11 protein-coding genes are annotated in these 13,547 nt (G+C 61.4%); 6 read left to right on the top strand and 5 right to left on the bottom strand.

Going from position 1 to position 13,547, the window contains the following annotated elements; genetic code table 11:
- From ACQ4WP_RS24225 to rpsL, 4 genes are all read right to left on the bottom strand, one after another.
- Window positions 1-114 (bottom strand): GTP-binding protein (locus tag ACQ4WP_RS24225; protein WP_204317187.1); only part of this gene is annotated, 114 nt, incomplete at its 3' end.
- Window positions 115-186: 72 nt separating this feature from the next.
- Window positions 187-2,292, bottom strand: a complete 2,106-nt coding sequence (gene fusA / locus ACQ4WP_RS24220) for an elongation factor G (RefSeq protein ID WP_436525088.1) — start codon at window positions 2,290-2,292, stop codon at window positions 187-189.
- A 108-nt stretch (window positions 2,293-2,400) separates the two neighbouring features.
- Window positions 2,401-2,871, bottom strand: a complete 471-nt coding sequence (gene rpsG, locus ACQ4WP_RS24215; protein WP_065310159.1) for a 30S ribosomal protein S7 — start codon at window positions 2,869-2,871, stop codon at window positions 2,401-2,403.
- A 152-nt stretch (window positions 2,872-3,023) separates the two neighbouring features.
- Window positions 3,024-3,407 (bottom strand): 30S ribosomal protein S12, encoded by a 384-nt coding sequence (gene rpsL / locus ACQ4WP_RS24210; RefSeq protein ID WP_010394376.1) that lies wholly within the window; start codon window positions 3,405-3,407, stop codon window positions 3,024-3,026.
- A 425-nt stretch (window positions 3,408-3,832) separates the two neighbouring features.
- On the opposite strand from rpsL, the gene ACQ4WP_RS24205 reads away from it, so the two are divergent.
- A complete protein-coding gene (locus ACQ4WP_RS24205) occupies window positions 3,833-5,758 on the top strand; it encodes a phosphoethanolamine transferase (RefSeq protein ID WP_436525086.1) in 1,926 nt (641 codons plus the stop codon).
- 10 nt (window positions 5,759-5,768) lie between these two features.
- Here the strand turns inward: ACQ4WP_RS24205 and ACQ4WP_RS24200 are convergent, their stop codons facing one another.
- Complete coding sequence (locus ACQ4WP_RS24200) at window positions 5,769-7,334, bottom strand: MutS-related protein (RefSeq protein WP_436525084.1); 1,566 nt, start codon at window positions 7,332-7,334, stop codon at window positions 5,769-5,771.
- Between the two features lie 207 nt (window positions 7,335-7,541).
- On the opposite strand from ACQ4WP_RS24200, the gene ACQ4WP_RS24195 reads away from it, so the two are divergent.
- Genes ACQ4WP_RS24195 through ACQ4WP_RS24175 form a run of 5 tightly spaced genes read left to right on the top strand, consistent with a single transcriptional unit; the run spans window position 7,542 to window position 13,537 of the window.
- Window positions 7,542-8,807 carry an efflux RND transporter periplasmic adaptor subunit gene (locus tag ACQ4WP_RS24195; protein ID WP_436525082.1) on the top strand — a complete coding sequence of 422 codons (1,266 nt, stop codon included), beginning with the start codon at window positions 7,542-7,544 and terminating at the stop codon, window positions 8,805-8,807.
- A 33-nt stretch (window positions 8,808-8,840) separates the two neighbouring features.
- Window positions 8,841-9,557 (top strand): ABC transporter ATP-binding protein, encoded by a 717-nt coding sequence (locus tag ACQ4WP_RS24190; RefSeq protein WP_426074964.1) that lies wholly within the window; start codon window positions 8,841-8,843, stop codon window positions 9,555-9,557.
- 9 nt (window positions 9,558-9,566) lie between these two features.
- Window positions 9,567-10,889, top strand: coding sequence for an ABC transporter permease (locus tag ACQ4WP_RS24185; protein WP_436525079.1), 1,323 nt, complete (start codon window positions 9,567-9,569; stop codon window positions 10,887-10,889).
- A 28-nt stretch (window positions 10,890-10,917) separates the two neighbouring features.
- On the top strand, window positions 10,918-12,156 hold the full coding sequence (locus tag ACQ4WP_RS24180) for an ABC transporter permease (protein ID WP_436525077.1): 1,239 nt from the start codon (window positions 10,918-10,920) through the stop codon (window positions 12,154-12,156).
- Between the two features lie 28 nt (window positions 12,157-12,184).
- The gene (locus ACQ4WP_RS24175) at window positions 12,185-13,537 is read left to right on the top strand and encodes a sigma-54-dependent transcriptional regulator (RefSeq protein ID WP_436525075.1); all 1,353 of its coding nucleotides are present in this window, start codon (window positions 12,185-12,187) and stop codon (window positions 13,535-13,537) included.
- Window positions 13,538-13,547 lie beyond the last annotated feature (10 nt).

Raw genomic sequence — 13,547 nt, 5'->3', positions numbered from 1 at the left:
CTTCGACAGAACCGTTGCGATTGCAGCGGTCAGCGTGGTTTTACCGTGGTCGACGTGGCCGATGGTGCCGACGTTGACGTGCGGCTTGGTCCGTTCGAATTTACCTTTTGCCATTTTATTCTTCCTTAGAACAATGATTTAAATGTAGGGACCGGCATTCTCGTGAAAGCCGGCCCGGAACTTCTATTACTTACCTTTCGAGCTTACGATTGCTTCAGTCACATGCTTAGGTGCTTCAGCATAGTGCTTGAATTCCATCGTGTAAGTCGCACGACCTTGGGTCGCCGAACGCAACGATGTGGCGTAACCGAACATTTCCGACAGAGGCACTTCGGCCTTGATGATCTTGCCGCCACCGCCAGCAATTTCATCCATGCCTTGCACCATGCCGCGACGCGACGACAGATCGCCCATCACGGTACCGGCGTAGTCTTCCGGCGTTTCCACTTCCACGGCCATCATCGGCTCCAGGATGACTGGCGATGCTTTGCGGCAGCCATCTTTGAATGCCATCGAAGCGGCCATGCGGAATGCATTTTCGTTCGAGTCAACATCATGGTACGAACCGAAGAACAGCGTGACTTTAACGTCAACAACTGGGTAACCAGCCATCACGCCCGAAGTCAGCGTGTCGCGCACACCTTTTTCAACTGCAGGAATGTATTCGCGAGGAACGGTACCGCCCTTGATCGCGTCAACGAATTCGAAGCCCTTGCCCGGTTCTTGCGGTTCGATCTTCAGAACCACGTGACCGTATTGACCACGACCACCCGATTGCTTGACGAATTTGCCTTCCGACTCTTCGCACACTTTACGGATCGTTTCGCGGTAAGCCACTTGTGGCTTGCCGACGGTCGCTTCAACGTTGAATTCGCGCTTCATGCGATCGACGATGATGTCCAGATGCAACTCGCCCATACCGGCGATGATGGTCTGGCCCGATTCTTCATCAGTACGCACGCGGAACGATGGATCTTCTGCTGCCAGACGGTTCAGCGCCAGGCCCATTTTTTCCTGGTCGGCCTTGGTTTTTGGCTCGACTGCCTGCGAAATCACCGGCTCAGGGAAGACCATGCGCTCCAGAACCACGCTTGCCTTTTCGTCGCAAAGCGTATCACCCGTGGTGGTGTCTTTCAGACCCACGACGGCGGCGATGTCGCCAGCGCGCATTTCCTTGATTTCTTCGCGCTCATTGGCTTGCATCTGAACGATACGGCCAATACGCTCTTTCTTCTGCTTCACGGAGTTCAGGACCGAATCGCCCGAATTCAATGTGCCCGAATAGCAGCGGATGAAGCACAGCTGACCCACGAACGGATCGGTTGCGATCTTGAACGCCAATGCCGAGAATTTCTCATTGTCGTCGGCTGCACGCTCAACTGGCTGCTCGTCCTCGTCCAGACCTGGGACAGGTGGAATGTCGATTGGCGATGGCAGATACTCGATCACCGCGTCCAACATTGCTTGTACGCCCTTGTTTTTAAAGGCGGTACCGCACAGCATTGGAACGATTTCGCTGGCGATGGTACGCTGACGCAGAGCAGCCTTGATCTCGGCTTCCGTCAGGTCACCTTCTTCCAGGTACTTGTTCATCAGTTCTTCGGACGCTTCAGCAGCGGCCTCAACCATGTTTTCGCGCCACTTGGCAGCTTCAGCCGCCAGATTCGCTGGAATTTCGCCGTATTCAAACTTCATGCCTTGCGAAGCGTCGTCCCAGATAACCGCTTTCATCTTGACCAGGTCGATAACACCGGTAAAGACGTCTTCAGCGCCGATAGGTATCTGGATAGGCACCGGGTTGGCCTTCAGACGCGAACGCATCTGATCGTAGACCTTGAAGAAGTTGGCGCCGGTACGGTCCATCTTGTTCACGAAGGCCAGACGTGGCACTTTGTACTTGTTAGCCTGACGCCAAACCGTTTCCGATTGTGGCTGCACGCCGCCGACTGCACAGTAAACCATGCAGGCGCCATCCAACACGCGCATCGAACGTTCCACTTCAATGGTGAAGTCAACGTGACCTGGGGTGTCAATGATGTTGATGTGATGCGGAGGGAAATTGTTTGCCATGCCCTTCCAGAAGCACGTAACAGCAGCCGAGGTAATCGTGATGCCGCGCTCTTGCTCTTGCGCCATCCAGTCGGTGGTGGCAGCGCCATCATGGACTTCGCCCAACTTGTGGTTCACGCCCGTGTAGAACAGAACGCGCTCGGTGGTGGTCGTCTTACCTGCATCGATGTGAGCGGAGATACCGATATTGCGGTAGCGCTCAATGGGGGTCTTGCGGGCCATAATTAATCCTAAATGAATGGACAAAACCGAGCAGCATTTTTTTGCAAAAATGAGCCCGGCCTCGAACAACAGATGCTTGACAGCCACCTTGCGGTAGCTGGCTTTATATTAGAAGCGGAAATGCGAGAACGCTTTGTTCGCTTCAGCCATACGATGGACTTCGTCGCGTTTTTTCATCGCGCCGCCGCGGCTTTCAGCCGCTTCCATCAGCTCACCGCCGAGGCGTTGTGGCATCGATTTTTCGCTGCGCTTGTTAGCAGCTTCACGCAACCAACGCATGGACAGAGCCATACGACGGACTGGGCGAACTTCGACCGGCACCTGGTAGTTTGCACCACCGACGCGACGGGATTTCACCTCAACCAATGGCTTGGCGTTGTTGATTGCGGTAACAAAAACTTCGAGCGGATCTTTGCCCGATTTTGCTGCGATGTGCTCGAAAGCACCGTAGATGATGTTTTCTGCAACCGATTTTTTACCGGACAGCATCAGCACGTTTACAAATTTAGCGACATCAGTGTTGCCGAATTTTGGATCTGGCAAAATTTCGCGCTTGGGTACTTCACGACGACGTGGCATATCAATTCCTTTCAATCTTCAGTTGAGCGCGCGGTCTTCGCACACTCGCGGACGACCATCATAGTCTTCCACTTACTCGACCAGATGCGGTCGACTACATTCACTTAGCTAGTTGCCACTGAGCGAAACTTGGGTTTGCTGCGTACAACTTATTACTTCTTGCCTGCTTTAGCGCGCTTGGTACCGTACTTCGAACGCGATTGCTTACGGTCTTTAACGCCTTGGGTATCCAGGGCACCGCGAACCATGTGGTAACGCACACCCGGCAAATCCTTGACGCGACCGCCGCGCAACAGCACAACACTATGCTCTTGCAGGTTATGGCCTTCACCGCCAATGTACGAAATGACTTCGAAACCATTGGTCAGGCGAACTTTAGCGACTTTACGCAGAGCCGAGTTAGGCTTCTTTGGAGTCGTGGTGTAAACACGTGTGCAGACGCCACGTTTTTGCGGGCTGTTTTCCAGCGCCGGCGATTTGCTCTTCACGGTCAAAGCGACGCGTGGATTGCGAATCAATTGATTGATGGTTGGCATCGTTATAAATCCAACAAAAAACTACGATTAATAACCCGGGCAAGATGCCCGGCGACTAAAACCTCGTCCCGCTTTCATCTACTGCGCACCGGAGGCGCCCGCAGCCACTCGATCAGGAGCGGCCAAAAAGTGCCAAGCAATACGTAAACGATGAGCAGAATAAAATCGAGAACTCGCTAGTCTAGACCTTGTGTTACAGGGGGTCAATCAGTTTACCGCTTTTTGCTATAAAAAAAGGCAAAAAAAAGGCATTTTTGTGGCATTTTGACTAATCTTTGGCCGCGACGCGCGGACGACGGCATGCCAAAGCGATTGATGATTTTGCATTCTTTCCCTGTGGCCAAGTATCGGACGCGCGCATTCTTGTATGACCGCAAGACAACAAAAGGATTGATAATAGCGGACATTTTTCGCTGCCTCCCCTTATGCGCTCCTTGCTTCGCCCCGCCAATCTGTTCCTGCTCCTGACGTATGCCTTGCTGACGGCCGTGCCCTTCATCCCTGCGCTGCTGGGGCGTGCGCTCGAACATCCCTGGCAGATACTCACCTTCGAGCTGCTGGCCTGGCTGGCCGTCTGGAGCGTGTTCAAGCGCCCCGCGTATTTCCACTGGCTGCTGGTGCCCGCCTTCCTGGCCCTGCCGACGGAAATCTACCTGTTCATCTTCTATGGCCAGGGCATTTCCACGCACCACCTGGGCATCATCTTCGAAACCAGCCCCAAGGAAGCGATGGAATTCCTGGGACAAAAAGTGTGGCTGATGGGCGCTGTCATGCTGGGCGTGATCGCCTGGTGTGCTGTCAGCTGGTTGGCGGCCACGCGCGCACGCGACCTGGACTGGCGTGGCAAGACGCGCCCGGCCGCCTTCCTGCTGCTGGTCCTGCTGGGTGGCTTCTGGCTGTATGGCTACGAATTCGGTTTCGAAGCCAAGGCCCTGCATCGCGCCGCCGCGCCGGCCAAAGCCAGCACGCCGGCGGCCAGCGGCAAGGCGGGCGCCTCCGGCTTCGGCGACGCCAGCTCGGCCGACGACGAGGCGACAGAGGAAGATGACGAGAGCAGTAAGCCGGAGAACGCCAGCATCGCCGGCGCCGATGAAACGGGCCTGGGCTGGCCCAGCCTGCCCCACTGGGCGCGCCTGCCCTACGCGTTCGACACCGTCAGCAATTCCTGGCCCTTCGGCCTGGCCGCGCGCGGCTTCGATTTCTACAAGGAACGCAAATACCTGGCCGAGCTGGGACAGAAAAGCAGCAGCTTCCGTTTCGGCGCGCACCAGCAACATCCCGATCCCCATCCGGAAGTGGTGGTCATGGTGATCGGCGAATCGTCGCGCTACGACCGCTGGAGCCTGAACGGTTACGAGCGCGACACCAATCCCCTGCTGAAACAGGAAAGCAACCTGGTGCCGCTGGCCGACGTCATCACGGCCGTCTCGGCCACGCGCCTGTCCGTGCCTGTCATCATCTCGCGCAAGCCGGCCACGCAAAGCCTCAAGGATGGCTTCTCGGAAAAATCCTTCCTCACCGCCTACAAGGAAGCGGGCTTCAAGACCTACTGGCTGTCGAACCAGATCTCGTTCGGCCAGTTCGACACGCCCGTGTCCGTGTTTGCCAAGGAAGCGGACGTGGTGCAATTCCTGAACCTGGGCGGCTTTACCAACAATTCGAATTTCGACCAGATCCTGTTCGATCCGTTCAAGAACGCGCTGGCCGACCCGGCACCGAAAAAACTCATCGTGCTGCACACCCTGGGCAGCCACTGGAACTACAGCCAGCGCTATCCCAAGCAATTCGACAAGTGGCAACCGTCGCTGTTCGGCGTCGACAAGCCCGTCTACACGGACACGGCCATCAAGCCGCAGCTGAACAACAGCTACGACAGTTCCATCCTGTACACGGACTGGTTCCTGTCGAACGTGATCGGCATGCTGAAGGACGATGGCCAGCGAACCGCCCTGCGCAGCTCGCTCGTCTACGTGGCCGATCACGGCCAGACCCTGTACGACGGCACCTGCCGCCTGGCCTTCCACGGCCACAACACGCAGTTCGAATTCCACGTGCCCGCCTTCGTCTGGTATTCACCGCAATTCCAGCAGCACTATCCGGACAAGGTAACGCAGCTGCAACGCCATCAAAAAGCACGCCTGTCGACGGAAAACATGTTCCATACCCTGCTCGACCTGGGCGACATCCGCTTTGCCGGCGAACAGCCCGAATGGAGCATCGCCAGCCCCCGCTTCAAGCAGCACAAGCGCTACGTCGACAGCTACGGCTGGACCAACTACGACAACGCCATCATCCGCGGCGATTGCCGCGAAGTGATCGACAAGAGCACGCCGGAAAAGCAGGAAAAGTAGCGCGCGGCCATCAGGCCCGTTCGAGCACGCCGCCGCAATCGGCCGGTTGTGCCATGTGCGTGCTGAGCCAGTCGAAGACGCGCCCGGCCTTGTCCGCGATACCGGCGTCAAAACCGCGCTGCGCCAGCAGGGCGATGCCATTCGTGGCCTGCAGCACGCCAGGCGCGAGCAGCAGCGCGCCAGCGTCGCTGCGACGCACGCACCACGGCGCCAGGCAGTCTTCCAGTAACGGTCCCAGCACCAGGTTGTGCGACGAGACGATCACCAGGTGGCGCGCGGCCAGGGAATGCAGCACGGCGGCGGCCGCCGCCACCGATTCGAGGTGGTTCGTGCCGCGGAAAATCTCATCGATCAGGAACAAGGCCGGCGCCCCCGCTTCGGCCAGCGCCAGCAATTCGCGCGCGCGCCGCAGCTCGGCGATATATAAACTCTCGCCGCCATCGAGCGAGTCTTCATTCTGCATGCTCGCATACACGGCCAGGCGCGGCACATCAGCGCTGTCCGCATGACAAAAGCCAAAGGCCCGCGCGCAGACCAGGTTCAAGCCGATGCAACGCAACAAAGTGCTCTTGCCGATACCGTTCTGGCCGGAGATGAAGACCCCCTTGCCATGCACGCCGAACGACAGCGGCGCGGCGTTCTCCAGCAAGGGATGCAGCATGCCCTGCAAGGCCAGCGCGCGCGGTGCCGCAGTGCCCGCCCAGCAAAACACGGGCGCCGCACGCAGCTGCCGCGCCAGTGCCAGGTCCGCCTCCAGCTGGGCCACCTGGGTAAAGCTGTCGCGCAGGAAGGCCAGCTGCTGCGCCACCAGCTGGCGCGTGCGGAAATAGCGCTTGACGTTTTTCAGCAGGAGCCAGTCGCCATACTCGACCAGCAGCGTATCGATGAAGGGCACGTAATGCATTAGCGAGCGCTCGATGGCGCGCGTCAGCTTCGCCGCCTGCGCGCCGCCGGCAGCCAATGGCAAGGCTGCCGGCACATCGAGCCGCACCAGCGCGACACGGGTTTTCAGCAGGTGACGCAAGGTATCGAGCGTACGTTCCCATAGCTTGGCACTTTCGTAAAAACGCACCTGCACGGTCATCAGCGCAACACAGGCAGCCAGCACGCCAAACAGCACTGGCCAACCCACCAGCCAGCTGGCGGCGATGGCCAGCAACAAGGCCAGCGGCACCAGCCATAGCCAGGCACTCCACCAGGGTGCCGATGCCAGCGCCGCACCGAACAGGGTCTCACTCACTTCCGTATCGGCCTGACGCAAGGGCAGGCAGGCGCGCTGCAGGCTGGCCGCCTGGGCCGGATCGGCCAGCAATCGCCGGACGCGCGCAATGGAGGCAGGATCGGCCTGACCACTGCTCAAGCGTCGGTGCAGCTCCTGCTGGCCGAAGATACTGGTCTCGCGCGCCAGCTGCGCCGCATACTGGTCGAGCAGCAGCTCGTTCCAGGTCTGGCCATCGAGCGATGGCGCCTCGCCCGTCAACCGCTGCAGCATCGCCACGTCGCTGCGCGCGAAAGGATAATCGAGCGGCGGCGCAGAGGCACGGGCAGGGAAAAGTTGCTGGAGGAATGGATGCATGGCGCCTGGGGATGAGTCAAAAAAGGAGTCGTCACAGCAGATGCAGGCGATTGTCAATTTATCAAGTGCAACCTGCGCGAACGGACATGCTGGACAGCGCGGACACGGCGGACAGCCGGACGCCAAAAATTTTTCCCATTCAAATCAACGGCTTAATAACTGGCACGGATCGTGCATTGGAAAAGGCATCCTTCACGAGACCTGACCATGATCCGCGATACCTCCTCCCAAGACGCCGTACTGTCCGCCCCGCCGGGCCAGCGCCACAAGCAGCGCGCCCTGTTGCTGGTCGGCGCCGTCATCGTCATCGGCACCGCCATCGCTGTCGTTGCCGGCTGGCGCAACAGCGAGCATTCCGTCAACAGCAGCCGCCTGCGCATCGCCGACGTCACGCGCGGCACCCTGATCCGCGACGCAGCCGTCACCGGCCGCGTGGTTGCCTCGATCAGCCCCACCCTGTATTCGACCACGGTGGCCACCGTCACGCTGAAAGCAAAGGCGGGCGACACCGTGAAGAAAGGCGACATCCTGGCCGTGCTGGAGTCGCCGGACCTGTCCGACGCCCTCAAGCGCGAACAATCGAGCGTGCAGCAGTTGGAGGCGGAAGTGGCGCGCCAGCAGATTTTGGCCAAGAAGCAGAAACTGCTGGCGCGCCGTGAAGCCGATACGGCCGAAATCGAGCGCCTGTCCGCACAGCGCACGCTCGAACGCTATGAAAGCGTGGCGCAGGTGGGCATCATCGCCAAGATCGATTACCAGAAGGCCAAGGATGCCTTGAATTCGGCCGATATCCGCAGCAAGCACGCTTCCCAGGCGGCGGGGCTGGAAAGCGAAGACGTGACCCTGGCCCTGAAAACAAAAAGCAATGAACTCGAACGCCAGCGCCTGGTGCGCGACAACGCCCAGCGCAGGGTGGATGAACTGACCGTGCGCGCGCCCGTCAACGGCTTTATCGGCACCCTGTCGGTGGCCAACCGCAGCGTGGTGCAAGCCAATACGGCGCTGATGACCCTGGTCGACCTGTCGCAGCTGGAAGTCGAGCTAGAGGTGCCGGAAACCTACGTCGCCGACATGGGCCTGGGAATGCGCGCCGAGATCGAAACGGGCGTCATCAGGGCGACCGGCAAGTTGTCGGCGCTGTCGCCCGAAGTGGTGAAAAACCAGGTGCTGGCGCGCGTGCGTTTCGATGGCGCGCAGCCGGCCGGCCTGCGCCAGAACCAGCGCGTGGCGGCGCGCCTCCTGATCGATGAAAAGCCGAATGTGCTAATGCTGGCGCGCGGCTCCTTCGTCGAAGCCGAAGGTGGCCGTTTCGCCTACGTCGTGCGCGACGGCGTGGCCATCCGCACGCCGATCAAACTGGGCGCGACCAGCGTCTCGGCCGTGGAAATCCTCGACGGCTTGAAACTGGGCGACAAGGTGGTGGTCGCCGGTACGGAAAACTTCGCGAACGCCGCCCGCGTCTCGCTCAACTGAATCTCCTTCATCTCACTCTACAAGAGGCCCTCCATGCTGCGCATGCAAAACCTGAGCAAAGTCTATCGCACCCACATGATCGAAACGCACGCGCTGCGCGGCTTCGACATCCATGTGCAACAAGGTGAATTCGTCACCGTCACGGGGCCGTCCGGTTCGGGCAAGACGAGTTTTCTGAACATCGCCGGCCTGCTCGAAGAATTCACCGACGGTGAATACATACTCGACGGCGTCAACGTCAGGGGCATGGACGACAATGCCCGTTCGCGCCTGCGCAATGAAAAACTCGGTTTCATCTTCCAGGGCTTCAATCTGATTCCCGACCTGTCGCTGTTCGACAATGTCGACGTACCGCTGCGCTACCGGGGCTTCAACCGCGCCGAACGCAAGGAACGCATCGAGGAGGCGCTGGCCAAGGTGGGCCTGGCGTCGCGCATGAAACACTATCCGGCCGAATTGTCGGGCGGCCAGCAACAGCGCGTGGCGATCGCGCGCGCGCTGGCCGGCTCGCCCAAGCTGCTGCTGGCCGATGAACCGACCGGCAATCTGGACACGCAGATGGCGCGCGGCGTGATGGAGCTGCTGGAAGAAATCAATGCGCAGGGCACCACCATCCTGATGGTCACGCACGATCCGGAACTGGCACTGCGCAGCCAGCGCAATGTACACATCATCGACGGCCAGGTGTCGGACCTGGTGCAACACGGCGCCACGCTGTCGGCCAGGCCGCAGCACGCCGTGACCGCGTAAGGAGAGAACATGTTCCGCTACTATTTCAAGCTGGGCCTGCGCAGCCTGCGCCGCAACCGCGCCCTGACCGCATTGATGATACTGACGCTGGCCGTCGGCGTCGCCGCCAGCGTCTCCACCGTCACCATCCTGCACGCCATGTCCGGCGATCCGCTGCCGCACAAAAGCGACCGCCTGTTCGTGCCGATGATCGACGTCGTCCCCTTAAAAAGTTATGTGCCGGGCGCCAAGCCCACCTTCGGCCAGGCGCAGCTGGCCTATACCGACGCGAAGAATTTCATGGCCAGCAACATGGGCGTGCGCCGCACCGTCATGTACGGCGTGGCCGGCCCGGTCGAGCCGGCACGCACGGATGTCGGCGCCTTCCAGGCCCAGGGCCTGGCGCCCACGCGCGATTTTTTCGCCATGTTCGAAGTCCCCTTTCTGTATGGTCAGCCATGGAGCGAAGCCGATGACGCCAGCGGCGCCGACGTCATCGTGCTGAGCCGATCGCTGGCGGAAAAACTGCTGGGTACGGTCAATCCCGTGGGACGGCGTGTGATGGTGCTGGGACAGCCATATCTGGTCAGCGGCGTGCTCGATCACTGGGATCCCGTGCCGCGCATACACCGCATCATCGGCAGCAAGGGCGCCTTTGGCACGGAAGATGAATTCTTCATTCCGTTTGCCAGCGCCATCCGCCATGAGACGCGGCATGACGGCGGTATGGCCTGCAGCGGCGTCGACCGCGGCCCCGGTTTCCAGGGCACCCTGGCCTCGGACTGCACCTGGCTGCAGTTCTGGTTCGAGATGGAAAGCGCCGACCAGCGTGGCGAGCTGCAGGCATATCTCGACAGCTATGCTGCCGAGCAGCGCAAGCTGGGCCGCATGCCGCGCCACGCGCCCAACGCGCTGTACAACGTCAAGGAATGGATGGTTTTCCTGAACGTGGTCGACAACGACAACAAGCTGGCGGCCTGGCTGGCCTTCGGCTTCCTGCTGCTATGCCTGGTCAATACCATCGGCCTGCTGCTGGCGAAATTTTCCGTACGCGCCAGTGAAGTGGGGATCCGCCGTGCGCTGGGCGCCACGCGGCGCGACATCTTTCGCCAGTTCCTGATCGAGACGGGCGTCATCGGCCTGGCCGGCGGCGTACTGGGCCTGCTGCTGGCGTATGCCGCGCTGGCCGTCGTGCGTTCGCAATCGAAGGAACTGGGCACCGTGGCGCACATGGATGTCCCGATGCTGCTGCTGACGTTTGCCGTCTCCGTGCTGGCCGCCCTGCTGGCGGGTTTGCTGCCCACCTGGCGCGCTTGCCAGGTGACGCCGGCGATACAGCTCAAATCCCAATGACATTCACCGTACCGCAATGAGGTTCAACATGGAAATCCGCCCCATCCTGTCGGCACTGATGCGCAGCAAAACCGGCGCCGTACTCGTCGCCGTGCAGGTCGCCATCAGCCTGGCCATCCTGGCCAATGCCCTGCATATCGTTAACCTGCGCCAGGCGATCGCCGCCCGCCCCACCGGCGTGGCCGCTGAAAACGACATTTTTTATGTCAATATCCAGAGCATGGACAAAGGTAGCCACCAGCGCCAGCTGGCCGACCAGAAACGCCAGGCCGCCTTGCTGCGCGGCCTGCCCGGCGTGCTCTCCGTGGCGCAGACCTCGCAGGCCGTGCTGTCGCGTTCCGGCAGCAGCACCAATGTCTCCATCAAGCGTGGACAGCCCACGGCCAGCGCCACCACGTCGATGTATTTCACGCCTGACTCGCTGGTCAAGACATACGGACTGAAGCTGGTGGAAGGCCGTGATTTCCATCCCGATGAGGTGCCGGAAATCGATGAAAACGTCGATGAAATCTTTCCCAAGGTGGTCATCGTGACGCTCGCAGCGGCGCAAAAGATCTGGCCTGGCGAAAGCAGCTTTGTCGGCAAGACCCTGCTCAACGGCACCGGTGACAATGACGACGAGATGCGCGTGATCGGCGTGGTGGAGCGGTTGCAGACACAGGTCGGCCAGGTCAGCGCGCAGGGCGAGCATTCGCTGATCCTGCCGGCGCGCCTGACGGGTTCGCGCGACTCGCTGCTGTACGCCGTGCGCGCCGAGCCTGGCCAGCGCGACCGCCTGATGAGGGAGGCCGAGCAAGCCATCCGCACTTCCACCAGCGAGCGCCTGCTGGTGCGCACCGATACGCTGGAAAAGCACCGCACGTCACGCTACCGGGCCGACCGTGGCCTGTCCTGGATGCTGATCGCCGTGTCGACCCTGCTGCTGCTGGTGACCGCCAGCGGCATCGTCGGCATTGCCAGCTTGTGGGTGACGCAGCGCAGGAAGCAGATCGGCGTACGCCGCGCACTGGGGGCGCGCCGCATCGACATCCTGCGCTACTTCCTGATGGAGAACTTCATGATCACCAGCGTCGGCGTGGCGTGCGGCGTGCTGCTGGCGCTGGGCTTGAATCAGCTGCTGGTGAGCCAGCTGGAAATGGCGCGCCTGCCGTTGCCCTACCTGCTGGCCGGCGCAAGCGTATTCTGGCTGCTGGGCCTGGGCGCCGTGTACGGCCCGGCATGGCGCGCGGCCAGCATTTCGCCGGCCACTGCCACCCGCAGTACCTGAGCCCGCACCTGAGTGATATGCTGCACGCATGCCTACCGTACTGATTATTGACGACAATGCCGCCGTGGCCATCGCGCTGGACGTGCTGTTCTCTCTGCATGAGATCGACGCCGTGCGCGCCGCCTCGCCCGAGGAAGGCCTGCACCTGCTCGAACGCCACGCCATCGACCTGGTGGTGCAGGACATGAACTTCACGGCCGACACCACTTCGGGCGAGGAAGGCAGCGCGCTGTTCCACGCCATCCGCGCGCGCTACCCCGACCTGCCCGTCATCCTGCTGACGGCATGGACACAGCTCGACGCTGCCGTCGAGCTAATCAAGTCCGGCGCGGCCGACTACCTGGCCAAGCCATGGGATGACCGGCGCCTGATCGCCAGCGTGCAGAACCTGCTGGAACTGGGACAGGCCAACCGTGCGCTGCGACAGCGCATGGTGGCCGAGCAGCGCCAGCGCCACGCCCTGGAACACGACTTCGACTTGCGCGGCATGGTGTGGCAAGACCCGGCCACGGAACGCGTCGTGCACCTGGCGTGCCAAGTGGCGCGGGCCGACGTGCCCGTGCTCATTTCCGGGCCGAACGGCAGCGGCAAGGAGCGCATCGCCGCCATCGTGCAAGCCAATTCGCAGGTCGCCAGCGGCCCCTTCGTCGTGCTCAATTGCGGCGCCGTGCCGGTCGAGCTGATCGAGGCGGAACTGTTCGGCGCCGAGGCGGGTGCCTATACCGGCATCACGCGCGCGCGCGATGGCAAGTTCGACGCGGCCGACGGCGGCACGCTGTTCCTCGACGAGATCGGCAACCTGCCGCTGGCCGGACAAATGAAACTGCTGCGCGTGCTGGAAACAGGACGCTTCGAGCGCCTCGGCTCGAACCGCGAGCGGCAAGTGAAAGTGCGCGTCATCAGCGCCAGCAACGCCGACCTGCCGGCAATGATCAAGGCGGGCACGTTTCGCGAAGACCTGTTCTACCGCTTGAACGTGATCGAACTGCGCCTGCCGCCGCTGGCCCAGCGCCCGCTTGACATTCTGGTCCTGGCGCGGCATTTCCTGGGCAGCGAAAAAACGCTGGATGCGCAGGCGCAGGCCACCCTGCTGGCGCACGGCTGGCCGGGCAATGTGCGCGAACTGAAAAACGTCATGCAGCGCGCCAGCCTGCTGACGGCAGGACCGGTAATCCACGCGCCGGAAACGGGCTTGCCACTGGCGGGTGCGCCATCGCTGCGCGCGCCGCAGGATGCCGCCGCGACGGAACCGGACCGCGACAGCGTCGTCGCCGCCCTGGCGCGCGCGCACGGCGTGGTGGCGCAGGCAGCGCAGGAACTGGGGCTGTCACGCCAGGCGCTGTACCGGCGCATGGAACGCCTGGGCATCGCGCGCGGCTGATGGCAGACCG

It is taken from the genome of Janthinobacterium lyxosi, from assembly GCF_051380665.1.
Lineage (GTDB): Bacteria > Pseudomonadota > Gammaproteobacteria > Burkholderiales > Burkholderiaceae_D > Janthinobacterium.
This window is presented reverse-complemented; position numbering and strand designations above follow the sequence as displayed.